The organism is Eubacterium sp. Marseille-QA0814 (assembly GCF_965119675.1).
In the GTDB taxonomy this organism is placed as follows: Bacteria; Bacillota; Clostridia; order Lachnospirales; family Lachnospiraceae; genus Eubacterium_G.
In genome coordinates, this window is the sequence record NZ_CBCPMG010000001.1 from 661,380 (window position 1) to 683,680 (window position 22,301).

29 protein-coding genes are annotated in these 22,301 nt (G+C 30.9%); 4 read left to right on the top strand and 25 right to left on the bottom strand.

All coding sequences use genetic code 11. The annotated features are described in order from the left end of the window. Positions 1-17 precede the first annotated feature (17 nt). The 13 genes from ACQY63_RS03070 to ACQY63_RS03130 all read right to left on the bottom strand — a co-directional run bounded on the left by ACQY63_RS03070 (position 18) and on the right by ACQY63_RS03130 (position 9,860). Positions 18-908, bottom strand: coding sequence for a polyprenyl synthetase family protein (locus ACQY63_RS03070; protein WP_428244690.1), 891 nt, complete (start codon positions 906-908; stop codon positions 18-20). Between the two features lie 19 nt (positions 909-927). Next, a complete protein-coding gene (gene xseB / locus ACQY63_RS03075; protein ID WP_117999510.1) occupies positions 928-1,131 on the bottom strand; it encodes an exodeoxyribonuclease VII small subunit in 204 nt (67 codons plus the stop codon). Next, positions 1,121-2,335 (bottom strand): exodeoxyribonuclease VII large subunit, encoded by a 1,215-nt coding sequence (gene xseA / locus ACQY63_RS03080; protein ID WP_428244691.1) that lies wholly within the window; start codon positions 2,333-2,335, stop codon positions 1,121-1,123. The genes xseB and xseA overlap by 11 nt, the downstream gene beginning before the upstream one ends. Before the next feature lie 10 nt (positions 2,336-2,345). Next, a complete protein-coding gene (gene nusB, locus ACQY63_RS03085) occupies positions 2,346-2,759 on the bottom strand; it encodes a transcription antitermination factor NusB (RefSeq protein WP_412622608.1) in 414 nt (137 codons plus the stop codon). Between the two features lie 81 nt (positions 2,760-2,840). Further along, positions 2,841-3,212, bottom strand: coding sequence for an Asp23/Gls24 family envelope stress response protein (locus ACQY63_RS03090; protein ID WP_022165603.1), 372 nt, complete (start codon positions 3,210-3,212; stop codon positions 2,841-2,843). 147 nt (positions 3,213-3,359) lie between these two features. Further along, positions 3,360-3,581, bottom strand: coding sequence for a phosphopantetheine-binding protein (locus ACQY63_RS03095; RefSeq protein WP_022165604.1), 222 nt, complete (start codon positions 3,579-3,581; stop codon positions 3,360-3,362). A 173-nt stretch (positions 3,582-3,754) separates the two neighbouring features. Continuing rightward, a complete protein-coding gene (locus ACQY63_RS03100; RefSeq protein WP_428244692.1) occupies positions 3,755-3,976 on the bottom strand; it encodes a hypothetical protein in 222 nt (73 codons plus the stop codon). A gap of 23 nt (positions 3,977-3,999) precedes the next feature. Beyond that, the gene (locus ACQY63_RS03105; protein WP_428244693.1) at positions 4,000-6,021 is read right to left on the bottom strand and encodes an FtsX-like permease family protein; all 2,022 of its coding nucleotides are present in this window, start codon (positions 6,019-6,021) and stop codon (positions 4,000-4,002) included. 12 nt (positions 6,022-6,033) lie between these two features. Next, positions 6,034-6,732 carry an ABC transporter ATP-binding protein gene (locus ACQY63_RS03110; protein ID WP_302689511.1) on the bottom strand — a complete coding sequence of 233 codons (699 nt, stop codon included), beginning with the start codon at positions 6,730-6,732 and terminating at the stop codon, positions 6,034-6,036. A gap of 228 nt (positions 6,733-6,960) precedes the next feature. Continuing rightward, positions 6,961-7,107 (bottom strand): FeoB-associated Cys-rich membrane protein, encoded by a 147-nt coding sequence (locus tag ACQY63_RS03115; protein ID WP_117999505.1) that lies wholly within the window; start codon positions 7,105-7,107, stop codon positions 6,961-6,963. Between the two features lie 88 nt (positions 7,108-7,195). Next, positions 7,196-9,328, bottom strand: a complete 2,133-nt coding sequence (feoB, locus tag ACQY63_RS03120) for a ferrous iron transport protein B (RefSeq protein ID WP_412622613.1) — start codon at positions 9,326-9,328, stop codon at positions 7,196-7,198. A gap of 70 nt (positions 9,329-9,398) precedes the next feature. Further along, positions 9,399-9,620, bottom strand: coding sequence for a FeoA family protein (locus ACQY63_RS03125; RefSeq protein WP_022164733.1), 222 nt, complete (start codon positions 9,618-9,620; stop codon positions 9,399-9,401). A 27-nt stretch (positions 9,621-9,647) separates the two neighbouring features. Beyond that, positions 9,648-9,860 carry a FeoA family protein gene (locus tag ACQY63_RS03130; RefSeq protein ID WP_022164732.1) on the bottom strand — a complete coding sequence of 71 codons (213 nt, stop codon included), beginning with the start codon at positions 9,858-9,860 and terminating at the stop codon, positions 9,648-9,650. A 271-nt stretch (positions 9,861-10,131) separates the two neighbouring features. Between ACQY63_RS03130 and ACQY63_RS03135 the strand changes: the two genes are divergently transcribed. Both ACQY63_RS03135 and ACQY63_RS03140 read left to right on the top strand, forming a co-directional pair. Continuing rightward, positions 10,132-11,574, top strand: coding sequence for an ISLre2 family transposase (locus ACQY63_RS03135; protein ID WP_428244694.1), 1,443 nt, complete (start codon positions 10,132-10,134; stop codon positions 11,572-11,574). Positions 11,575-11,758: 184 nt separating this feature from the next. Beyond that, positions 11,759-12,121 carry a metal-dependent transcriptional regulator gene (locus ACQY63_RS03140; protein WP_022164731.1) on the top strand — a complete coding sequence of 121 codons (363 nt, stop codon included), beginning with the start codon at positions 11,759-11,761 and terminating at the stop codon, positions 12,119-12,121. Between the two features lie 60 nt (positions 12,122-12,181). On the opposite strand, the gene ACQY63_RS03145 is transcribed toward ACQY63_RS03140, so the two are convergent. From ACQY63_RS03145 to ACQY63_RS03180, 8 genes are read right to left on the bottom strand one after another with little or no spacing between them, the layout of a single operon-like run. Next, positions 12,182-12,784, bottom strand: coding sequence for a SpoIIIAH-like family protein (locus ACQY63_RS03145; RefSeq protein ID WP_296964392.1), 603 nt, complete (start codon positions 12,782-12,784; stop codon positions 12,182-12,184). An 11-nt stretch (positions 12,785-12,795) separates the two neighbouring features. Further along, entirely contained in the window at positions 12,796-13,320 is a 525-nt protein-coding gene (locus tag ACQY63_RS03150) for a hypothetical protein (RefSeq protein ID WP_412334748.1), read from the bottom strand. Next, a complete protein-coding gene (locus ACQY63_RS03155; protein ID WP_428244695.1) occupies positions 13,301-13,609 on the bottom strand; it encodes a stage III sporulation protein AF in 309 nt (102 codons plus the stop codon). The genes ACQY63_RS03150 and ACQY63_RS03155 overlap by 20 nt, the downstream gene beginning before the upstream one ends. A 1-nt stretch (position 13,610) precedes the next feature. Beyond that, a complete protein-coding gene (locus tag ACQY63_RS03160) occupies positions 13,611-14,762 on the bottom strand; it encodes a stage III sporulation protein AE (RefSeq protein ID WP_412622616.1) in 1,152 nt (383 codons plus the stop codon). 13 nt (positions 14,763-14,775) lie between these two features. Beyond that, positions 14,776-15,156, bottom strand: a complete 381-nt coding sequence (locus tag ACQY63_RS03165; protein WP_412622618.1) for a SpoIIIAC/SpoIIIAD family protein — start codon at positions 15,154-15,156, stop codon at positions 14,776-14,778. Positions 15,157-15,169: 13 nt separating this feature from the next. Continuing rightward, complete coding sequence (spoIIIAC, locus tag ACQY63_RS03170) at positions 15,170-15,364, bottom strand: stage III sporulation protein AC (RefSeq protein ID WP_022164787.1); 195 nt, start codon at positions 15,362-15,364, stop codon at positions 15,170-15,172. Positions 15,365-15,380: 16 nt separating this feature from the next. Continuing rightward, a complete protein-coding gene (locus tag ACQY63_RS03175; protein ID WP_412622620.1) occupies positions 15,381-15,899 on the bottom strand; it encodes a stage III sporulation protein AB in 519 nt (172 codons plus the stop codon). After that, a complete protein-coding gene (locus tag ACQY63_RS03180; protein WP_428244696.1) occupies positions 15,890-16,729 on the bottom strand; it encodes a stage III sporulation protein AA in 840 nt (279 codons plus the stop codon). Before ACQY63_RS03180 ends, ACQY63_RS03175 begins: the two co-directional genes overlap by 10 nt. A gap of 119 nt (positions 16,730-16,848) precedes the next feature. Here ACQY63_RS03180 and ACQY63_RS03185 point away from each other — a divergent pair, with 119 nt between their 5' ends. Next, complete coding sequence (locus ACQY63_RS03185) at positions 16,849-18,138, top strand: polysaccharide deacetylase family protein (protein ID WP_428244697.1); 1,290 nt, start codon at positions 16,849-16,851, stop codon at positions 18,136-18,138. Positions 18,139-18,354: 216 nt separating this feature from the next. Here ACQY63_RS03185 and rlmH read toward each other — a convergent pair whose 3' ends face one another. Beyond that, a complete protein-coding gene (rlmH, locus tag ACQY63_RS03190; protein WP_117999495.1) occupies positions 18,355-18,834 on the bottom strand; it encodes a 23S rRNA (pseudouridine(1915)-N(3))-methyltransferase RlmH in 480 nt (159 codons plus the stop codon). Between the two features lie 139 nt (positions 18,835-18,973). Between rlmH and ACQY63_RS03195 the strand changes: the two genes are divergently transcribed. Continuing rightward, a complete protein-coding gene (locus ACQY63_RS03195; protein ID WP_428244698.1) occupies positions 18,974-19,528 on the top strand; it encodes a hypothetical protein in 555 nt (184 codons plus the stop codon). A gap of 157 nt (positions 19,529-19,685) precedes the next feature. On the opposite strand, the gene ACQY63_RS03200 is transcribed toward ACQY63_RS03195, so the two are convergent. The 3 genes from ACQY63_RS03200 to ACQY63_RS03210 all read right to left on the bottom strand — a co-directional run bounded on the left by ACQY63_RS03200 (position 19,686) and on the right by ACQY63_RS03210 (position 22,299). Beyond that, positions 19,686-20,390, bottom strand: a complete 705-nt coding sequence (locus ACQY63_RS03200) for an energy-coupling factor ABC transporter ATP-binding protein (RefSeq protein WP_428244699.1) — start codon at positions 20,388-20,390, stop codon at positions 19,686-19,688. 108 nt (positions 20,391-20,498) lie between these two features. Next, the gene (gene cbiQ, locus ACQY63_RS03205; RefSeq protein WP_428244700.1) at positions 20,499-21,266 is read right to left on the bottom strand and encodes a cobalt ECF transporter T component CbiQ; all 768 of its coding nucleotides are present in this window, start codon (positions 21,264-21,266) and stop codon (positions 20,499-20,501) included. Between the two features lie 40 nt (positions 21,267-21,306). Beyond that, positions 21,307-22,299 (bottom strand): energy-coupling factor ABC transporter permease, encoded by a 993-nt coding sequence (locus tag ACQY63_RS03210; protein ID WP_428244701.1) that lies wholly within the window; start codon positions 22,297-22,299, stop codon positions 21,307-21,309. Positions 22,300-22,301: the final 2 nt, after the last annotated feature.

Consider the following 22,301-nt stretch of genomic DNA (forward strand, 5'->3'; position numbering starts at 1 on the left):
TTTCTTACGCTTTAGTTTTATTTTTTCCTATTAATTAATTTAATTATTAATTGTTTTAGGAAATCATTATTGCCGTTAATATTATCTAAAATTTCAATTGCTTCTTTTGAATATTTTTCAACATCCTTTTTTGATTGTTCTATGCCACAAAGAGAAACGTATGTTGTTTTGTTGTTCTTTTCGTCACTGTGAACAGGTTTGCCTAAAACATCTGTTGTACTTGTAATATCCAAAATATCATCCTGTATCTGAAAGGCTATACCAACGTTTTTTGCTATTTTTTCTACATTTAGAATCTCAACTTCATTTGCCCCTGCAAGAATTGCACCTGCCATCATGGAAGCTTCTATTAAAGCTGCCGTTTTCAAATTGTGGATATACATAATTGTATCCATATCCATCTTTTTATTTTCATTTATTACATCAACAGTCTGACCGCCAACCATGCCATAGACGCCTGCTTTCTTTGCAATTACACCCATTGCCTCTGCAGCTTTCATAGGCTTATCACTTTTTATTACAGCCTGAGACATAATCTCATAGGCCATATTAAGAAGACCATCTCCTGCTAATATACCCAAATCCTCGCCATACTGCGCATGTGTAGTTTTTTTGCCACGACGATATTCATCATTATCCATTGCAGGTAAATCATCATGTACCAAAGAATAAGTATGAATCATTTCTATCGCTGCCATAAAAGGATAAACATTTGTAACATCGTCTTTAAACAATTTTGCCGTTTCCATTATAAGCATTGGACGAAGTCTTTTTCCACCTGCTTTAAGACTGTAATTCATTGCCTCAATAATTATTTTCTGTTTGCCTTCTTCTTTTGGAAAATAATTATATATAATATCTTCTACTTCTTTTGTTTTTAACTTTAAGTTTGTATTGAAATCGTTCATAATAACTCCTAAATGTCTGTTAAACGTTCTGCTGTGCTTCTTCATTTATTATTTTAATTTGTTTTTCAATAGTCTCTATCTGCTGATTGCAGTCTTTTATTATTTTCAAGCCCTGATTATATAATTTAAAAGACTCATCTAATGTAACATCTTCTTTTTGCATTGCTTCAATAATTTTTTCAACTTCATTAAAGTTCTGTTCTATATTTTTTTTATTTTCCATTATAAACTCCTTCAGTTATATCATAGGTTTTTGCTTTTATTTGTCCATCCTTAACAGTCAACATAACATCATCACCTACATTAACCTGTTTTACAGAATTAATTGCTTCGCCCTTATCATTAGCAAAATAAGCAAAGCCTTTTGAAATTTTATTTAAAGGAGATAAACCGTTAAGTTTCTCCGCATATATTGCAAGCATATGCTTTCTGTTAGTGAATAAACTATTAAAAGCATCATTAAGTTTTGTATATAATTCATCTGAATACTGTTTTTTGGTATTTAACTGATTAATTGGATTATATAGATTAAGTTTGGTCTGTATATATTTCAAATTGTTACGTGTGTTTGAAATTTTATTAACCATCTGAGATAGTAACAACTGTTTGTAACGTGTGATATTAAGTAAATATTCATTGTAATCAAATACAGCTATCTCAGCCGCAGCACTTGGAGTTGGTGCCCTTAAGTCTGCCACATAATCAGCAATTGTTGTATCAGTTTCGTGACCTACCGCCGAAATAATAGGTGTATTACAATCGAAAATAGCTTTTGCCACTATTTCCTCATTAAAAGCCCACAAATCTTCAATGGAGCCACCACCACGGCCCACAATAATTACATCTAGAGACAATGAATCTAAATATCTGATACCGTTTACAATATCTATTGCAGCCTCTGCCCCCTGTACAAGACTTGAATATAAATATAACTGCACATAAGGATTTCTTCGCTTTGTAATATTAATAATATCCTGTATTGCAGCACCTGTTTTTGCTGTGCAAATTCCAATTTTTAAAGAATACTTAGGTATGGGTTTCTTATACATGTTATCAAAAAGTCCCATTTCACTAAGTTCGTTTTTTAACTGTTCAAAACGCTGATATAGTAGGCCTGCACCTTCTAAGGTTATACTTTTTGCATATAACTGATATTTTCCATCTCTTTCAAAGACGTTAACGCTGCCTAAAACAATTACCTTCTGTCCTTCTTCTAATGTGAATTTCAAATTGTTTCTGTTACCCTTAAACATTATGGCTGAAATTACACCTGTCTTATCTTTCAATGTAAAATATATATGACCTGAAGAATGATAAGTTACATTGCTTATTTCTCCCTTAATGCAAATATTAGCCAGCATAAAATCCTGACTAAACATTTGCTTTATATATGTGTTTACCTGACCAACTGTGTATATAGACGGCATATATTATCTCCTAAAATAATTTTGCAAGAACCCCATTAACAAATGATGGTGAATCATCTGTTCCGTACTTTTTGGCAAGTTCAACAGCCTGGTCTACGGCAACAGGCTTTGGTATATCATCATCAATATTCATTTCATAGTAAGCTAATCTAAGAATATTTAGGTCAGCTTTTGCCATTCTGTCTGTTTTCCATGATACAGCTACCTTGTCAATTTCTTTATCAATATCATCAATTCTTGAAACTATATCTGTAACACGATTAATTATATATTCTTTATCTTTTTCCTTTATTTCTTTAATTTCGCCTAACTGTTCTAAATTCTCCATGTATAATCTATATTGTTTTTGTAAATCTTCATCCTCATGGAACTCTGTACAATATAACAATTTAAAAACATATTCTCTGATTTCGGCTCTCTTCATATTTCCTCCACATATCTGATTATTAATTATGTTATTACGTTCAAAAAGGGTGTCCTAACAGACACCCTACGTTAATCTAAATTATTTTGATAAAACACTTGAAATGTTTACATTAACATTCTCAACCTTCAAGCCTGTCATATTTTCAACTGTAGTTTTAACTCTGTCCTGTACTTTCTTAGATACTTCAATAATCTTTTCGTTCATTCTGATAATAATTGAAACATCTACCATAACGCTACCTTCAGCTACATCAACTCTAACGCCCTTTGAAAGTTTCTTCATGCCAAGTTTTGCAACAATCTCTGATGTGATATTACCAGCCATACCAACAACACCATCAACTTCTAAAGCTGCCATTGCTGAAATAACAGCAAGTACATCATCACTAATATGAACATCACCTAATTCTGATTTTTCGTTTATTCTATATGTGTTTCTTACATCTTCCATTTCAAACCTCCTACCTTAAGGATAACCTTATAAACTAACGATAGTATATCATTAATAATATAAATTTACAACCATTTAGGCAAAACAGAAACAGCCATCTGACAGGTACCACATTACCTTCAAATGGCTGTTTTTGTTTTTATAAATTTATTGAAGTTTCACTATCATTTCCATTATTGACTCAATATTTTCAAAATTTTCTTCAATCTTTTCTTCTGAAGGAATTTCGATGTCAAAATTGTTTTCCAGCTCCTCAATAAATTCAATCATTTCCATAGATTCTAAATATTCTACAAGGTTTAAATTATTGTTTTCCACACTAATTCCCGGACTAATCATCTCCAAAATTTCAATAATTTCATCTCTCATTATTCATGCCTCATTCTATAAAATATTTTTTGTTTTGAAAATATACTTTCACGTATATAATTACCATACTATGAAATATAATTCAATTCTTTTTTATGATATATGAAAACAAGAAAAAAATATGCAACTTTTTTGATTTTTTTAAACATTTTCCATATTAACGTTTTAATTTCCTATTCAACGTTTTTAAGTGCGTTGTCCATTGGTATCTTCTTAATTTTTTTAAACTGGAAAAATGCAACTATACCATAGCAGACAATTCCTATGATAAACATTTCAACATAAGTTTTTTGTTCCAAATATAAAGTTAGCCAACCATTATAATCTTTCATCATTTCAAAATAAATCTGATCAATAATTTCTGTTGATAAAATAAGGCTTATAATTATTGACAAGCCAACCATCCAGGTTGTTGCTGTTATATAAAGTTTACCGACTTCCCTATTATTGTAGCCAAAATTTTAACCATTGAGATTGAATTTTTATTCTTCTCAATTATTAATTTTGTTAAAAGATAAATAAGTAAAACAAACAGACAAATTGCAAAAACATTTATAAGATAAAACATATTCCCCATTGAAACGTTTAGCTGTCTGGAGGTTTTGGTCATATCTTTTTCTGTTATTATACTTGCAACATCTTCGTCGTCAATGGACAATTTTTCATTTGAAAAATAGCCTGAAAAATAATTCTTGTCCTTATCAATTAATGAATTTAGTTTATCTCTTGTCATAAATACTGAAAGACTACCCGGATAATTAATTACTCCGGCTACCTTTATTTTGTATTTTTTACCACTGTATTTATCTTTTAATGTAAAAGTATCACCTTTATTTATTTTGTATTTTTCTGATAAGCCATCGGAAATATACATTCCATTTTCTACGTTCTTTTTAAAATATTTACTGTCTTCTTCAATACCATACAGGCTTATATCCTCACTAAGAGAACGTCTGTTAATCTGTAAAGATGTTAAACTGTATTTTTCAGCATCTTTATTTTTTACCTGGACAGAATTCTTTAACACATATTGATTTTTTGCAATCATATTGTCTACAATTTCATTTTGATAATGTGTTAATAAAGGATGCATCATCATACCAAATAACAGCATAATATTGGCAAACAAAATACCAACAAATAAAGTTATGTAATTACCTTTGTTTTGTAAAATTATTCTCAAACGGAATCTTGTAATAAATTTAAAGTTTGGTAATTTTAATGCTCTCCTGTTCTTCTTTCTTGTTAAATCCTTTCTGATAAACTTAAGTGGACTTATGGAAAGTTTAGACATTAATGTAATAAAATTAATTACAAGCATAATTATCAAAGGAACAACCGTAGTTAAAATAAACGCTTCTGCATTCCAAATTGTCTTATATTTTGTAAGGCTGTAACTTCCATAATACATTCCTGCCGCAACATTTTTAAATATTGTATAGCCCAAAACATTTCCAATAATTGCAGCTATAAGCGAAATTATGATTGGAAGTGCCATATAATGTACTACCAACTGTTTCTTTGAATAGCCCATGGCTCTAAGTGTACCTATGGCCGTTGCTTCATTTACAATTGTATGATTAATTGTAACAGCGAATACAAATGCTAAAATTATAATTAAAATATATAAAAGCACAATCATCATAGAATGATCACTACCTATATCATCGCCTGTAAAATTAATAGCCGAATTAGTATATCTTGGTACATATTCATTAATTTCATTTCCGCCTGCATAGACTACTTTTGATATTTCCTTAACTAACTTGTCCGATTTCTTCTTTTCGTTTTTTTCATTTGCAGGTTCATTATTGTATTTCCATGCATAATCATAAAATGTATTTTTGTCAATGGCATCAAACTGATCGTCTGTAACAATTGCCACGCCGAACAACACAGCATCAAACATAAGATCTGTATTATTTGAAAATAGTGCACTGTAATCTGACAACGCCACTAAACCTGTAACTTTGTATTTTTCTTTTGAAAAACCAACCGTATCGCCTATTTTGATTTTATTGTTATCCGCAAACATTCTATCAAGAGCTATTTCGTTATTTTTCTTAGGAAGTTCACCATCCATTATGCAGATTTTATTTACATCTTTTCTGTTTTTAAACAAACGTAAAGTTGCATTTTCACTTCCTGATAGTTTTTTGTCACTTTGTAACTCTTTATAAAAATTTTTATATATTTTTATATTATTTTTTTCTATTTCTTTTTTATCACTATGTGACAAATCATTTTTTAAAACAAAATGACCATTTTCAATATTGTATTTTTCAAAACTGTCATCATAAGTTTTCTTCATGCTTGAACCGGCAACAAGGAAACCTGATATGAAACCGATTGTTAATGTCATAAAAAGAAATATTGCTATATATTTTCCAAGTTCACTTTTTAACTCTCTTGGTAATCTTTTCAGTAAAGGACTTCTCATACCAATCCCCCCCTACCAGTCAAGATCTTTAGCAGATATTTTATTTTCATTTTCAACTATTTTTCTTATTTGTCCATCTTTTAATTTAATGATTTTATCTGCCATATTTTTTATTGCATCATTATGTGTAACCATGATAATTGTATTGCCATATTTTTTGTTTACATCTTCAATTAACTGTAAAATATCTTTTGAAGTATTGTAATCGAGAGCTCCCGTTGGCTCATCACATAATAAAATATCAGGATTTTTTACAATAGCTCTTCCAATGGCTGTTCTTTGTTGCTGACCACCGGATAACTGATTTGGTAACTTATTTCTGTGTTCATACAAGCCTAAAGTATTAAGAAGTTCATCAATATCTAAAGGATTGTCACTTAAATATGCACCTACTTCAATATTTTCTTTTACATTTAAATTAGGAATAAGATTATACATTTGAAAAATATAGCCAAGGTGTTTTCTTCTGTAATTCGTTAATTCGCCTTCGCTCATATTTGAAGTTTTTTCTCCATTAATTGCTACATATCCTTCATCGCCGTTATCTATACCTCCTATTATGTTAAGAAGTGTAGATTTACCTGAACCTGAAGGTCCTAACATTACACAGATTTCACCTTTAGCTACATTAAAATCAATTTCTTTTAAAACTTCTACAGAGTTCTCTCCCTGTCCAAAACTTTTCTTTAAATTTTTTACCTCTAAAAACATCTTTATTCCTTTCTTAAAATAATCTTCATTAATACTTACATTAAGTTTTCAATTTATTTCTAAAATCTACAACCTTTTATATTATTGGAGTTTATACTTTAAGTTGTATATTAATATAATGGCAATTTGAAACTTTCAATTTTAAATCTTAATCTTATTATTAAAGAAAAAAACTGAATAAGTAACGAACTTTAAATTTCAATTACCTATCCAGTCCTTTTCTAAGCCTTAGTGGCAGCCCCTACATTTACTGCAATCTCCACCACATTGGAGAGATTTTCCACTTTTTTTATCCTTTATCATGCTTCTAACTATTAAACACACAATAACTACTAAAACAGCTAAAACAATAAATGTTCCTACTATTCCATTCATAAAACCCTCTCCTTTCAAGTCGGAAACGAAATGCCCAGTTTCATTTCCATATTTCATAATGATTTACACGGCAAGTCTGCCATTTTTATTAATATTTTAAAGTTTTACTTTGTTTATAAGGTCTAAATAATAAGTAAATAAATGCGATTATTATTGCAACGGCAAAAATTGTACCAAATCCAAATGTTGCTCCTGTAAATAATGAACCGATTTGGAAAATACAAAGTGAAACTAAGTAAGCTAAACCACACTGGTATCCAATTGCAAAGAAGAACCATTTTGTATTGTTCATTTCTCTCTTAATAGCACCCATAGCTGCAAAACATGGAGCACATAATAAGTTGAATACTAAGAATGAGTAAGCTGCAATAGCACTCATGCTATGAGCAAGTGTTCCCCAAACTTCCTGACCGTCTTCTGCGATTTCAGAACCAAATCCGAATAACATACCAAATGTACTAACAACGTTTTCCTTAGCAATAAGACCAGTAACAGCAGCAACTGCCATTTTCCAGTTACCCCATCCAAGAGGTTTGAAGATTGGCGCGATAACACCACCGATTTTTGCTAAAATGCTGTCATTTAACTGTGTTTCCATATCAAGCATGCCAAAGTGTCCGTCAAGCCAACCAAAGTTCATTAAGAACCAAAGTAAGATTGTTGAAAGTGTAATAATTGTTCCTGCTTTCTTGATGAATGACCATCCACGTTCCCACATACTTCTTAAAACATTACCTGCTGTTGGTAAATGGTATGCTGGAAGTTCCATTACGAATGGTGCAGGATCTCCTGCGAACAATTTAGTTTTCTTTAAAATAATACCAGATACGATAATTGCTGCAACACCTACAAAATATGAACTTGGAGCTACCCACCAGGCACCATCAAATAACGCACCTGCGATTAACGCAATGATTGGTAATTTAGCACCACATGGAATAAATGTAGTTGTCATAATTGTCATTTTTCTATCTCTGTCATTTTCAATTGTTCTTGAAGCCATTACACCAGGAACACCACAACCACTACCAATAAGCATAGGGATAAATGATTTACCTGATAAACCGAATTTTCTAAAAATTCTGTCCATGATGAACGCTACTCTTGCCATGTAACCACAAGATTCAAGTACAGCTAAGAAGAAGAATAATACTAACATCTGTGGAACAAAACCAAGAACAGCACCAACACCCGCAACAATACCATCAAGGATAAGTCCCTGTAACCAGTCAGCACAGTTAAGCGCTACTAATACTTTTTCAATCGCAGGTGGAATAATCTCACCAAACAATACATCATTTGTCCAGTCAGTTACAATTGTACCAACTGTTGTAACTGAAATATAATATACAACAAACATTACAATTGCAAAAATTGGAAGAGCTGCCCATCTGTTAGTAACAATTCTATCAATTTTGTCAGATGTTGTTAATTTTTCTTTGTTTGACTTTGTATAGCATCCGTTAATTATTGAAGATATGTATTCGTATCTTTCATTTGTAATAATACTTTCTGTATCATCATCAAACTCTTTTTCTAATGCTTCAATCTGATTGTTTACATTTGGAACATCCTTTAAGTTTTCTGAAATCTTATCATCTTTTTCTAACAACTTAATTGCAAAGAATCTTTTCTGTGCATCAGGAACTTCTGATGATAAAAGAGCTTCTGTCTCATCAATGATTGTTTCAAGCTTTTCATTAAATTTATGTGCTATTTTATTTTCCTGCTTGCTTTCAGCAAGTTTAACTGCTTTGTTTGCAAGCTCTTTAATACCTTTTCCTTTTAAAGCAGATATTTCAACAACTTCACAACCTAACTTTTCGCTAAGTTTGTCAATATGAATCTTATCACCTTTCTTTTCAACGATATCCATCATATTAACAGCCATGATTACAGGAATACCAAGTTCCATAATCTGTGTTGAAAGATATAAGTTTCTTTCTATATTTGTACCATCAACAATATTGATGATTGCATCAGGTACCTCGTTAATAAGATAATTTCTAGCCACAACTTCTTCCAAAGTATATGGTGATAAAGAATAAATACCAGGTAAATCCATAAGCTTAACATCTTTATGTCCTTTTAATTTACCTTCTTTTTTTTCTACTGTTACTCCGGGCCAGTTACCTACAAATTGGTTTGATCCTGTTAGAGCATTAAACAAAGTTGTTTTACCACTATTTGGATTACCAGCCAATGCAATTTTAATCGACATTACTATTTTCCTCCCATTGTTTGTCTTTGCTATCTTTTGTTAGTGTTTTCTAACTGTATAGTAAAAAAAATTATTCTACTTCAATCATTTCGGCATCTGCTTTTCTTAAAGATAATTCATAACCTCTAACAGTTACTTCTACAGGATCACCAAGTGGTGCAACTTTTCTAACGTATACTTCCACGCCTTTAGTTATTCCCATATCCATGATTCTTCTTTTTACAGGGCCGTCGCCAGTAAGTTTCTTAACTTTAACAGTTTGACCTACTGCTACTTCTCTTAACGTTTTCATAAAAAGCTCCTCTCCTTTATGTATTAATTAAACCATTATCTTATTGGCCATATCTTTGCCAATTGCGACTCTGGATTCTTTAACATTAACAATAACGTTGCCTCCAATTTGAGACACAACAGTAACTTTTGCTCCTTGTACAAAACCTAAGTTTTCAAGGAAGCGTCTAGTTTCTTCTTTTCCACCAACTCTTTTTATTTCATTTTCTTCCCCTGAATTCACCATTGTTAAAGGCATCATAAGTTCCTCTTTTCTCTGTTGCTATTTTTTACTCTAGTTAGTATAGTCTAACTTTCATTAGATGTCAATAATATTTTTTCGTCCTTACTAATTTTTGTTTGTTATGTATATTCCTTATTGTAAATATAGTAAAAAAACACACTAATGTTAGTGTAAAATTTTAGTTGGCAAAAAATAAATAAAAAAATGGGAAGTAGAAAAAACCACTTCCCAATCATACAGTTTTTCTTTATGATATTAACTGCTCAGAAAAATACGTAAAGGAGACTGTATGATGTTTAATAGTTTAGCTGAAAAAGAGATTTCTTTCAAGGAGTTAGAGAAAAAAGTGTTTAAACATGTATGTGAACTTGGTTGTGAAATTACAAAGATGATTCTGGAAACATATGATGACGAGCTTGCAAAACAAAGAGAAAGAAAATCTTACAGGGATAAGGGAAAAAGAAAAACCAACATAAAGACAGTTTACGGTACTGTTGAATACAGTCGGAGAATATACGGAACAATCACACCGGATGGAGAAAAGGCATATGTATATCTGTTGGATGAGGCAATGCAGATGGATAAGATAGGTATGATTTCCAAAAATCTTGCGGAAAAGATTGTAATGGCGGTAACGGAGACACCATATCGTGTAACTGCGGAAACAATAAGCAGTACGTGCGGTCAGAGCATAAGTGCCGCAGGTGTGTGGAACGTGATACAGCGTCTTGGAGAAAAAATAAGTGAGGAAGAAAAACATGCGGTAAAACAGATGAATGCGGATCAGTCGGAAGGGAAAAGGGAGATACCAGTGCTGTTTGAGGAAATGGACGGTGTGTGGCTGAACATGCAGGACAAAAAGCATAAAAAGACAAAGAAGCAGGAAATGAAAGTTTTCACGATGTATGAAGGTTGGGATGAGGAAAAGGAAAAACAGAAACGAAGCACTCTTGTGGGAAAACACATGCTTGCGGGAATGGAAGAAAGCAGTGAGTTTCACCAAAAACGTGAGGCATGCATCAGAAAGAAATACAATGCTGATGAAATCGGACAGCGAATACTTAACGGAGATGGAGGGAGTTGGATAAAAGACGAATACGATCCTGATGTAATTTTTCAGCTTGACCGTTATCACATATATCAGGAAATACTGAGAAAAATAACGGATAAGAAGGCACAGACAGACATAAGGCAACTGTTTGAGGAAGAGAAAATGGAAGAAATGCTTAAATACATCCAGATATACGCAACAAGTGTTGAAAGTCCGGATGAAAAAGACAACCGAAGTAATAAAGCAATGAAGTTATATAAATATCTTGCCAATAACAAAGAAGGACTGTTACCTTATGACAAAAGGGGAATAGAAATATCTGCCCCACCAAAAGGAATGGTATATAAGGGGTTGGGAGTTCAGGAAAACCAGAACTGTACGGTAATAACATTAAGAATGAAACATCGTAGAATGAGATGGTCAAAATCAGGAGCAAATAACCTGGCAAAGGCATTGTATCGAAGGGAAAACAGGGAATTGATAGAAACTATAGACAGATATACAGACGGACTGTTATTCACGATGCAGATGCAGGAAATAATAGAAACCATAAGTGCAGCAAAGGCTCCGAAAAAAGACGGAAAGGGAAACAGATACATTGACTTAATGAATGGAAATGTACCGATAAGGGATGCAGTGCAGACTGAATCAAGAAAAATATTTAAGAAAGTATTCTGTTAAAAAACATAAAGAGAAACCCGACAGGGTTTATTTGGCATACAAAAAAGTAGATAATAATCGTATAGAAAAAGAGAAAAGGAAAGTTGCCAACGATTACTTGACACAAACCACACTAATACACAAATTGAATTTTGCCTTATTTTTTGATATAATCATTGTTATAAATGTGAAAAGGAGCTTATTAATGAAAAGTAATGAATCTTCAGAGATGTATTTAGAAACAATTCTTGTTTTAAGTAAACGTCTTCCTGTTGTTCGTTCTGTTGATGTTGCTAATGAACTAGGATTTAAGAAATCAAGTGTCAGCATCGCCATGAAACATCTTCGAGAAAACAACTATATAACTGTAACAGATTCCGGTTTTATATATTTAACTGATGACGGAAAAAGTCTTGCGGAAATGATATATGAACGTCATCAGATTTTAACTGAATGTTTTATAAAACTTGGTGTATCTGAAGATGTTGCTACTGAAGATGCATGTAGAATTGAACATGTTATTAGTCAGGAAACAATTGATGCCATAAAAAAACATATGCATAAATAAAGAAAACGATATATGATTCTTATATTTTAATAAAGACTTTCATATATCGTTTTTCTTTTTTTATTTTGCCGGTGTAATAGTTATATTGTTAACAGATATATTTGTTTTTCTTTTTATAACATCTTCAATCTGTGCTCTTTTCTCATCACTTACTTCTGTGTCTGATAAAATAACATCTGCCTGATTATCATTTATGGTAACTATAATATCGTTAAATCCTTTTGCTTTAAGCAATGTTTCAATATTGTTTTCCATTTCACTGTTTTCAGTAATTTTAACCATTGATTTAACAGCTTTCTTTTTTTCCTTATCGCCTATATCGTTATTGTTAATTACTTCTAACAGTGTTTCTTTGTTTTTAGATCTTGTCTGCTCTCTGTTCAGTTTTGCCTGAACCATATAAGAACTTAATGTGCTTCCATTTGTAAGAACAGCAGCTCCCGGTTCCTCTGTAGTCTCTTCTTCTTTATCCATACTTTCTATGTCTTCATTATTTGTAAGTAAATTATCTTTGGAATAAATTGATTCGTATGTATCATTAGTTACCTTTTTTGATTCATTTTTCTTATCAAGGTTTGCAGAATAATTAAGATATCCTGCCACTGCAATTAACACAGCTAAGAACGTAACAATGAATTGGTTTTTCTTTAAGATTTTTTTCATATTTCCTCCTTTTAATCATTACTAATTATAGATATTTTATGAACGGGTATATTAAATAATGCATTAATCATATTTGTTATCTCATTTATTTTTTCAGCATCCTTTAGTCCCTTTGCCGTAACTGCCACACCTTCAATTTGCGGATATATTTCTTTTATAATGTAAGGATATTCTTCCTGACTTCCATTAAAGATAACTGTTGAAACTTTAGAAGATTTTTTCTCCCCGGATTCTTGACTTTCCTCTTTATCAACCTGTAAAATTTTTTCATTACCTGATTTGAAAGTAATCATTACATTTACATTTGTAACTCCATCTATACTCTCTATAATATTTATTATTTCTTTTTTAGTTTTGTTCTCATAGCTTTCCTTTGATATGCTTTTTTCTGTGTGTTTGACTGTTTTTTCTTTATTATCTACTTTTTCAAAATATGATGAACCAATTAATAATATGCCAGCAAGTGCCAATAAAATTATTTTTTCTTTTCCTATTTTTTTCAGGTTAGTAAGCTTGTCAATTATTTCCTGTTTCATTTCCATACTTTTCACTTAGCCTCTCTTCTATTTTCTTTTCAAAATCATTTAGACGGGTGTCTAACTGATTTTTTGCATCTATATTAATATTTTCTGTAATTATTCTATCCACATTAATATTTTTTTTGGTAATCTTAAAAACCGGAGACAAAACAATCAAAATCAAAAGGATACCTGCAAAAAATTTAATATATTTTATGTATCTTCTTTCTGGAAAAATATTTGTAATAATGGTAATTACCAACATAAATATACAAATATTTTTAATATAACTATATATAAATTCCATTTTACCCCTTTCCTGTACACATACATATTATAGCAATACTTATTATAAATAAGAGACTGCAACCGGTTATGACTTTTGAAAGCATTCGCATTCCTATGGACATGGAATTAAAACTGGCAACAATTCTACAATCTGCAATAGGCTGAACCAAAGCAGCCACTATTTGCATCAAAAAAGAATACAATTGAATTTTCAAAAAAGGCACCGCACATAAAACAACAATCACTATAATAGCCGTTGTTCCAATAGCGTTTTTTATTAAATTAGCAGATCCTAAAAATATGCCTGTTATTGCATCTGTACTATTTCCAACAACCGGCACACTTCCTATTACCTTTCTTATGGTTTGATTTTTTGTGCTATCAATTGATGGCAAAATAAGAGCCTGTATTATATTCAGTCCTGTTACGATTCCCACAAAAGTTTTCATAAGAAAATTCACTATATTTCCAACCACCACTGCTGTTCTTGACAAAAAGTCTTCCTTTGATATGTTGTTCACTATGCTAACTGCAACATATATTTTAATTAGCGGAATTATTATATGTAGGAAAACAAATTGGGCTACTGATATAATTACCAAACAAAGCTGATAAAAACCTGAAGCAGAAACTTGTCCCGTAATTGCCACTGACAAAAAATATGTTGGTACAATTCCATACATAAATTTAAGTAACATCTCAACAAAATCAACAGCAATATTACACAGTTCACTAAAAAGACCAAACATAAACGTAACTGAAACAAGATAACATATAAAAAAACCTGTTTCTGAAACATCGTCCTTTGAAAAAACTTTTGTAAAATTTGTAAAAAAGCACGAGATAATTATTGTTAAGAATAATTGCCAAATAATATTAAACAGATAAGAATTATTTCCAAAAGTCTTATAATATATACTTTTAACTATTTCTCCTAAAATAGTAATGACCTTTCCTTTTATAATATTGTTTATAATTTCCTTAACACTTATATCTCTGTTACCGGACTCTCTAAGAATTCTTTGTGGCTCATCAAATTGAAAATCATCCATACTGATAAACGTTTCTTCATTATATGATTTTTCTTTAATATTTTTATCACTACACTTTGCAACATTGCCAACTGACAAAGTAACAGTGATGCACATTATAATTAAAATAATCTTTTTCATAAATCAATTAACCCTAAGATAACATTTTTCCTATTTTTAATATTAACTCTGAAAAAATAGGTAAACTAATGACCAGAATTGATATTTTTCCAAATATCTGAACCTGATTGGATATGGCAACATATCCACAGTCCTTACATATATCTGAAGTAATTTCGCATATAAAGGTTATACCTGTTATTTTTAACAATATTTTAATGTACTCTTTGCTAACATTGGTCAATTCTGATATCTGGTTAAATATATTTATAATGTAAGTAAGTTTTGTAAGCATCATTATAAATATAATTAAACATCCTGTTATGGATAATAATATTCCATATTCGGGTTTAACATTTTTAAACTGAATTCCTAAAACCACCGTGGCAATACTAATAACTCCTACTGCAATCATCTTTTACCTGTCCTTACAACCTGAATAATTTCTTTATTGTTTCAAAAAGCTCATATATGTATGGGACAATCCACGTTAAGACTAATATAAGACCTGCCAGACTTGTCAAAAAAGCCTGTTCCTCTCTACCGCTGTGTTTTAAAATCTGACCTACAACCGACACAATTATACCTACTGCCGCTATTTTAAAAATCATATTTATTTCCATAATTGTTCCTTTCATCTCATATTAATAAAACAGCAATTAGGATTCCTGAAAAGGTTCCCAGGCATTTGTATAATTTACACTTATTATTCTTTTCTTCCTTTAATTGCAAAATCACTTCCTGTATATCATTAATACATTCATCAATGTTACTTAGTTGTGTTTCCCTATCTGTTACACCAAGATTAGTTCCAAAAGTAAGTATTACGTCCGTTTCCTGCTTATCAAATTTAATTTCTTTTTTCAAATATTTGTTAACTGCCATTTTCCAGCTTTCAAATAATGTTTTTTCTTCCATAAAATAAACTTCGCTTACTTTATGGTAAAAGTTTTCTATTACATTATTATTTATTTTTATAAGTTCCATTGCCTCAAAAACTGATAAATTATCATATTTAATTTTCCCTTTGAGAATTCTTAAACTTTTCTTAAATGCATCTAAGTTATTTATTTTTGCTATATACTCATTTGCCAGAGCAAAACCCATTAAGCTGCACGCTGTTACAACAATAAGCACTCCAATTACTTTTAAACACATAGGTACTCTCCAATATTTAATATACAAATCTTTTTTTCGAACAAATCTACAAAATCTTTTCCAAGCTTTTTTATTACATCCGCCTGATTTTTTCCATGGACTGTGGCGATTATAAAAATTCCTGACGAATTAGCATATTCTAACGCCTCAATATCCTGTGCTGTTCCTATTTCATCTACTGCAATTAATGTTGGTGCCATTGACCTTATTGCCATAAGTATCCCCTTTGATTTGGAACAGTTGCTTATAACATCTGTTCTTTTTCCTAAATCCATTGTTGGCACGCCTTTATAACAACCACTGATTTCATTTCGCTCATCAATGACACATAAACTTGTACCAGCGAAATTTTCACTAATTTTATAAACTAAATCTCTAAGTAATGTTGTCTTGCCAAGTCCCGGTGGTGAAATTATTAATGTATTACACAAGTGATTATTTTTGTATAATTTAGGAAAAATCATTTCACTGCAATTTTTTATATGATGATTTATTCTAAAATTAATAAATCTAATATTTCTAACAATGGGCTTATCATAAATAGTTCCTGCCATATAACCACCAATGCCTACTCTATGTCCGCCTGGAATTGTAATAAACCCTTCAGCCATATTCTGCTCGTATGCGTAGGCAGAATATTCTGTAATCAAATTAAAAGTATCAATAACATCTTTTTCATTACATATAACATCAAGTATAATTTCACCCATACCTGTATTTAAAATCACATTTTTGTTTACTCTGATTCTAATTTCATATATGTTTTTTATTTCATATTTTTCTAAAACTTGTCTTATTTTACAATTAAAATATCTGTATATATTTTCCATTTTTATAATTCTCCTTAAAAAAATATATGAAAGATAAAAAAATATATTCTATTTATTTTTATATGTGTTACAATTAGTGAGATGAAAAAAATAATTAAACAAAAAGGATGGTAACTTATATGAAGAAACTAAAGAAAGCATTAATTGTTTTTCTTGTGCTAGGTCTGTTTTGTAGTCTCGGATATACTTTTTTAGGGACGACAAATCACATGATTAATACAGTTGCAAAAGAAAATGAAACAACAGCTAATCCAAAACCTAACACAGCTACAACTAATTACAAACTGTTGAAAAGCATAAAGTTAGACAAGTTATCTCTTTCCATAACTAAAGGAAAGAAAGCAATTATCAAAGCCAGTTTAAAATACCAACAGGATTCATCTTCACCAAAAGAACCTGTTGTCTGGGTTAGCAAAAACACTTCCATTGTAAGTGTTAATAGCAAAGGCAAGATTACAGCTTTAAAAGCAGGAACTACATATATTGTCTGCAAAGGTGAAACCGGCAAAATAAAAGCAAGATGCAAAATTGAAGTAAGAGATCCTTACAACAAGATTAAGACTTTAAAATTAACATCTACTTCTTTGCGTGTTGGTAAAAATCAAAAAAGATTTTTAGACTTAAAGACAACTTATGATAAAAATAAAAAATACAAAAATGAACCTGTTGTTTGGATAAGCACAAACAACGAAGTTGTAACAGTAAAAAACGGTGTTATTAAAGGTAAAAAAACAGGTACAGCTTATATTAAGGTTCGTTCTAAATACACAAATGAAACTGCAAAATGCCAAGTTACGGTTGTAAAGAAACTTAAATATGTAGCTTATACTTTTGATGACGGTCCTGGTGAATACACAGACAAACTTTTATCAGCATTGAAAAAGTACGAAAGCAAAGCTACTTTCTTCGTATTAGGTAATCGTGCTAATTCATTTAAAAAACAGTTACAAAGAGAATATAATCTTGGCATGGAGATTGGTTCACATACATGGTCACATAAGAACTTAAAGATTTTATCTAAGAAAAATGTTAAGAAAGAAATTTCTTATGCAAGAAATGATATTAAAAATGTAACCGGAGAATATCCAACATTACTTAGACCACCTTATGGAAATTACAACTCCATAGTTAGCAAGAATGCAAAAGCACCTATGATTTATTGGTCTGTTGATACAGAAGATTGGAAACATCGTAATGTTAAATACATAAAAAATTATGTTATAAATCATGCAGGCGATGGCCAAATTATCTTGTTACATGACATTCATCCAACATCTGTTAACGGATTTATCAAAGCCCTACCGGAGCTTAGAAAAAAAGGTTACGAGCTTGTTACCGTTAGTGAACTTTACAAGATTAAAGGAAAGACCATGAAGAATGGTATTATGTATTTTGGACCAAATTATTAAAAGATATTATTTCGAATAAATATTAAAATTTACATTAAATAGAAAATAGAGGTGTAAGTCAATTTGTGAACTTACACCTCTATTTTTTATGACTATTTTCATATAACTGTTTACGAATATCCATTCCAATATAAATCAATTATTATCTCTTGTTCTATGTAATCTGCTAAATCATTACAAATTATCAACCACACTATTATTTTATCAGCCACACCATCATTTATGATATGGCTGATTATTTATTATTCTATAGCTTCTGTAAATCTGTTCTAAAAGAATAACTCTCATTAACTGATGTGGAAATGTCATTTTTGAAAAGCTTAATTTGAAGTCAGCCCGTTTTGATATTGATTCATGTAATCCAAGGGAACCGCCTATTATAAATATAATATGGCTTTTTCCTTCTATTCCTAACTGATTAATTTTCTTTGATAATTCCACTGAATCCAACTGTTTACCAAGGATTTCAAGAGTTATGACAAAAGCCCCTTCCGATATATGCTTGCTAAGTCTTGCTGCTTCTTTTTCTTTTACAATATTGATTTCTGCTTCCGTTGAATTTTCTGTTGTTTTCTCATCAGCAACTTCAATGATATTTAATTTACAATATCTTGATAATCTTTTGCTGTATTCTTTTATTGCATCCACATAAAACTTTTCTTTAATTTTTCCTACTGTTAATAATGTAATTTTCATCTGTATCTCCTTATTTGCAATAGACTTATTGTACTCTATTTGAAAGCAAAAATAAATATCATTTACTTGTTTATAACCATTTAATAGTTTATAATAGTGTTAGTTTATGAATATCAGTTACTTTTTAAGGAGGCACAATATGGAAGATAGCAATTTCAAAAACAACAATACTTCAGATGTGCAGGAAAACAAATTGCCTGAAAGCCTGTACGATTATACAGATAACAAAGTCCATTCCTTTATACGACTATCAGATAAATATAAGGACATTACATCATCAGCCTTAACAATGCTTATTGTTGGTATCGTAGGAATTATTTTTATGATTTTAGTTTTTGCTGATATTATACCACTTCCAATCAACGCATCTACGGCATGGTTGTTTGATTCTGTAATGGGTGGAATTTTCATTATATTTATTATTGCAGGCATTGTTTCTTTTATGCATGCAAAGCAGGTAAAAATCGATGCTGAAGCCGAAGATAAGTTAATTGAAGAAATTTTAGCTTGGGCAAAAGACAATATTTCAAAAGAACTTTTAGATGAAGGTTTAGATTTAAGGGAACCTGAAGAAATATTATATTTTAGTCGTGCTGACAAAATTAAAGATTTATTAATGCATCAGTTTGAAAACGCTGACGAAGCTTTAATTTATGAATACACTGAACAAATTTATCAAAATATTTATGAATAGTGTTTTGAAATTTTTTAGTGGCTTTTCCAATAATTGGAGCAAATATGCATATCCCTAGTGGAATGCTTTTAATGTAACAGAATTTTTTGATAAACATAATGAAAGAGATTGTCTATTTTTAGTAATAGACAATCTCTTTTTTCGTCTTTTCTTTTATTTACATAATTGCTTCTATGCCACCCTCATCCATTAATTCCTGATTATACAAAATCTCATCGCAGTTTCCTTTTGCAAAGAAATTACCATCTTTAATAACAACGGCTTCTCTGCAAACCTCTTTTGCAAAGGCTAAGTCATGAGTGGCTATAAGCATTGTATGTGGTAGGGAATTTAAGACATTAATGAGATTACGCCTTGCCTTAGGATCTAAAAAAGCTGTTGGCTCATCTAATAACATAACACTTGGTTTCATTGCCAAAACAGTAGCTAAGGCTGCCATTCTTTTCTCGCCACCTGATAATTTAAGGGCTGTTTTGTCCTTCAAGTGTTCAATATTCAATAATTTTAATCTGTCTTCTACTCTATATTTTACAGACTCTTCATCTAAACCTGCATTTCTAGGGCCAAAAGCAATATCATCATATATAGTAGCCATAAATAACTGATCATCAGGATTTTGAAAAAGCATCCCCACCTGCTGTCTTACTTTAACAATGTTTTTTGAGTTCACAACTAAATCACCTATTTTAATTTCTCCTGTACTATCTAATATTCCTTCAATGGCTAACATTAATGTAGACTTACCGGCACCGTTAGCTCCTATTAGTGCAAGTTTTTCCCCGGACTTAACATTCAGGGATAAATTATTTATTGCCTTTGTTCCGTCAGGATATTCAACTGTAACATTATTAATTGTAAGCATATTTCTTCCTCTTGTTTTCAAATATAATAGCAAACTCTTAAATACTTAAATTTAAATACTAAAAATTCAACACTCAAAATTCAATACTATAATGCAAAAGCATTTTCTCTATAATATAACAAAAATCACACTGGACACAGTACATACCAAAAAGAATACTATATCTTTCAATGCAATCTTTTCTTTCTGATATGCAACCTGTTTGGTTCCATAACCTCTGCATTTCATGGCGTTATATATTCTTTCTGCCTTGTTAATGCTTTTTAAAAACAGATTTCCAACAAAGGGGCCCATGTGCTTAATATGTGGCCACTTGTATGCCGGATTCTTTAACCTATAGGATACAAGCATTGTTGAAACTTCTTCAGCCAAAACCCCAATATATCTATATATCATTTCCATTAAATTAACGATTAATGGTGGTATATGTAATCTTATTAACTGCTTTGTCAAATCAGAAAACCGCGTTGTAGCAATTAGTATTAATAAAGCCCAAACCGAAAACATAGTTCTAATAATCAAAACAACAAAAGAAATCAAACCATAAGTAATAGCAATTCTTCCAATAAAAAATGCTGTTTCCCTGTTTATAATTAGATTACTTATACCTGCAAAAAGTACAAAAGGCAAAGCAATCATTGTTCTTTTTATAATAATTTTTAAAGGTAATTCTGCTAAGGCTGTAGTGATTATCAAATAAAACAAAAAATATGAAAATCTAAGTAAATCATAACGTCTGACACTAAGTATACAAACAATATAGACAACTGTAACTATCATCTTTATTAATGGATGTATATTATGTATTATAGTATTTTTTATACTTAACTGTTCTAACGAATAAATTTCATTTACTTTACTTCTTATACCACTCATTAAATTTATAGGTTACCCCTTCCGTAACAGCTATCTCCTATTACTTATTTTTCTTCTTAACGTAAGTTATTACTCCACCTGCTCCTAGCGCAAGGCAAAAAGTTATACCCGCTCCTATAATACCTGAAGCCGATGTTCCATTTCCTTTTTGCGACTTAAAATCATAATCAGGCAGTATTGACAATTTTTCCTGAATCTGATTCATTACACTATGAGTTTTATCACTATTTTTAAGCTCTGAAGTACCTGCTGTTTTTTCCATTGACCACTCCAATCCATCAGGATTAGAAGAAGCATAAAGAGATAAAACACCACCTGTTATAACAGCAACAATACCAATAATCACTGTAACTTTTTTTAAAGATACTTTTTTGTCTATTTTTTGTTTAAATAAAGCCGAATTAATTATTTCAGACCTCATTTTCCAAACAAATAAAACAACTGCAGCTGTTACAATTCCTTCACCTACTCCAATTGCCAGATGAATTGGTAACATTAACGCCACGAATGTTTTAAATGGAAACTCTGTTATACCTGATAAAAGTGTTTCCATTACAACACCAAAAGCACCTATTTGAAGTGCAACCACAGGTCCTAAAAATGCCGATACTGAAAGTTTTGTTTTGGATATGTTATTTTTCAAAAACATTCTTATAATTGGAAATACTATTAAACATGGAATGACACCCATATTAAAAATATTAGCTCCTAGCGCAAGCAAACCTCCATCAGCAAAAATAAGGCATTGTATAACTAAAACTGATGCAATAGTTAATAAAGCAGGAAATTCTCCAAGTAACATTGCCAGTAAAATTCCACCGCCTATATGACCACTTGAACCGGTCCCCGGTATGGTAAAATTAATCATCTGGGCTGCAAAAACAAACGCGCCTGACACAGCCATAACCGGTAGTTTTTTTTCAGACAAATCGCTGTCTGTTATTTTCTTTATACCATACGCTGTTGCCCCTGCTGTTACAGCCCACATTGCTACGCCAACTTCAGGTGACAACAAACCATCTGCCATATGCATCT

Bases quoted from the DNA above. Each gene is read 5' to 3' on its own strand.
- ACQY63_RS03155 (WP_428244695.1), bottom strand. From the start codon at position 13,609: ATGGAATTTATATATAGTTATATTAAAAATATTTGTATATTTATGTTG.
- ACQY63_RS03145 (WP_296964392.1), bottom strand. From the start codon at position 12,784: ATGAAAAAAATCTTAAAGAAAAACCAATTCATTGTTACGTTCTTAGCT.
- ACQY63_RS03115 (WP_117999505.1), bottom strand. From the start codon at position 7,107: ATGAATGGAATAGTAGGAACATTTATTGTTTTAGCTGTTTTAGTAGTT.
- ACQY63_RS03095 (WP_022165604.1), bottom strand. From the start codon at position 3,581: ATGAGAGATGAAATTATTGAAATTTTGGAGATGATTAGTCCGGGAATT.
- ACQY63_RS03185 (WP_428244697.1), top strand. From the start codon at position 16,849: ATGAAGAAACTAAAGAAAGCATTAATTGTTTTTCTTGTGCTAGGTCTG.
- ACQY63_RS03135 (WP_428244694.1), top strand. From the start codon at position 10,132: ATGATGTTTAATAGTTTAGCTGAAAAAGAGATTTCTTTCAAGGAGTTA.
- ACQY63_RS03105 (WP_428244693.1), bottom strand. From the start codon at position 6,021: ATGAGAAGTCCTTTACTGAAAAGATTACCAAGAGAGTTAAAAAGTGAA.
- ACQY63_RS03130 (WP_022164732.1), bottom strand. From the start codon at position 9,860: ATGATGCCTTTAACAATGGTGAATTCAGGGGAAGAAAATGAAATAAAA.
- nusB (WP_412622608.1), bottom strand. From the start codon at position 2,759: ATGAAGAGAGCCGAAATCAGAGAATATGTTTTTAAATTGTTATATTGT.
- ACQY63_RS03180 (WP_428244696.1), bottom strand. From the start codon at position 16,729: ATGGAAAATATATACAGATATTTTAATTGTAAAATAAGACAAGTTTTA.
- ACQY63_RS03110 (WP_302689511.1), bottom strand. From the start codon at position 6,732: ATGTTTTTAGAGGTAAAAAATTTAAAGAAAAGTTTTGGACAGGGAGAG.
- feoB (WP_412622613.1), bottom strand. From the start codon at position 9,328: ATGTCGATTAAAATTGCATTGGCTGGTAATCCAAATAGTGGTAAAACA.
- xseB (WP_117999510.1), bottom strand. From the start codon at position 1,131: ATGGAAAATAAAAAAAATATAGAACAGAACTTTAATGAAGTTGAAAAA.
- ACQY63_RS03140 (WP_022164731.1), top strand. From the start codon at position 11,759: ATGAAAAGTAATGAATCTTCAGAGATGTATTTAGAAACAATTCTTGTT.
- ACQY63_RS03070 (WP_428244690.1), bottom strand. From the start codon at position 908: ATGAACGATTTCAATACAAACTTAAAGTTAAAAACAAAAGAAGTAGAA.
- ACQY63_RS03165 (WP_412622618.1), bottom strand. From the start codon at position 15,156: ATGATTGCAGTAGGAGTTATTAGTATTGCCACGGTGGTTTTAGGAATT.
- xseA (WP_428244691.1), bottom strand. From the start codon at position 2,335: ATGCCGTCTATATACACAGTTGGTCAGGTAAACACATATATAAAGCAA.
- ACQY63_RS03200 (WP_428244699.1), bottom strand. From the start codon at position 20,390: ATGCTTACAATTAATAATGTTACAGTTGAATATCCTGACGGAACAAAG.
- ACQY63_RS03175 (WP_412622620.1), bottom strand. From the start codon at position 15,899: ATGTGTTTAAAAGTAATTGGAGTGCTTATTGTTGTAACAGCGTGCAGC.
- ACQY63_RS03125 (WP_022164733.1), bottom strand. From the start codon at position 9,620: ATGAAAACGTTAAGAGAAGTAGCAGTAGGTCAAACTGTTAAAGTTAAG.
- ACQY63_RS03150 (WP_412334748.1), bottom strand. From the start codon at position 13,320: ATGAAACAGGAAATAATTGACAAGCTTACTAACCTGAAAAAAATAGGA.
- ACQY63_RS03195 (WP_428244698.1), top strand. From the start codon at position 18,974: ATGGAAGATAGCAATTTCAAAAACAACAATACTTCAGATGTGCAGGAA.
- ACQY63_RS03090 (WP_022165603.1), bottom strand. From the start codon at position 3,212: ATGGAAGATGTAAGAAACACATATAGAATAAACGAAAAATCAGAATTA.
- ACQY63_RS03210 (WP_428244701.1), bottom strand. From the start codon at position 22,299: ATGCATATGGCAGATGGTTTGTTGTCACCTGAAGTTGGCGTAGCAATG.
- cbiQ (WP_428244700.1), bottom strand. From the start codon at position 21,266: ATGAGTGGTATAAGAAGTAAAGTAAATGAAATTTATTCGTTAGAACAG.
- ACQY63_RS03160 (WP_412622616.1), bottom strand. From the start codon at position 14,762: ATGAAAAAGATTATTTTAATTATAATGTGCATCACTGTTACTTTGTCA.
- spoIIIAC (WP_022164787.1), bottom strand. From the start codon at position 15,364: ATGGAAATAAATATGATTTTTAAAATAGCGGCAGTAGGTATAATTGTG.
- rlmH (WP_117999495.1), bottom strand. From the start codon at position 18,834: ATGAAAATTACATTATTAACAGTAGGAAAAATTAAAGAAAAGTTTTAT.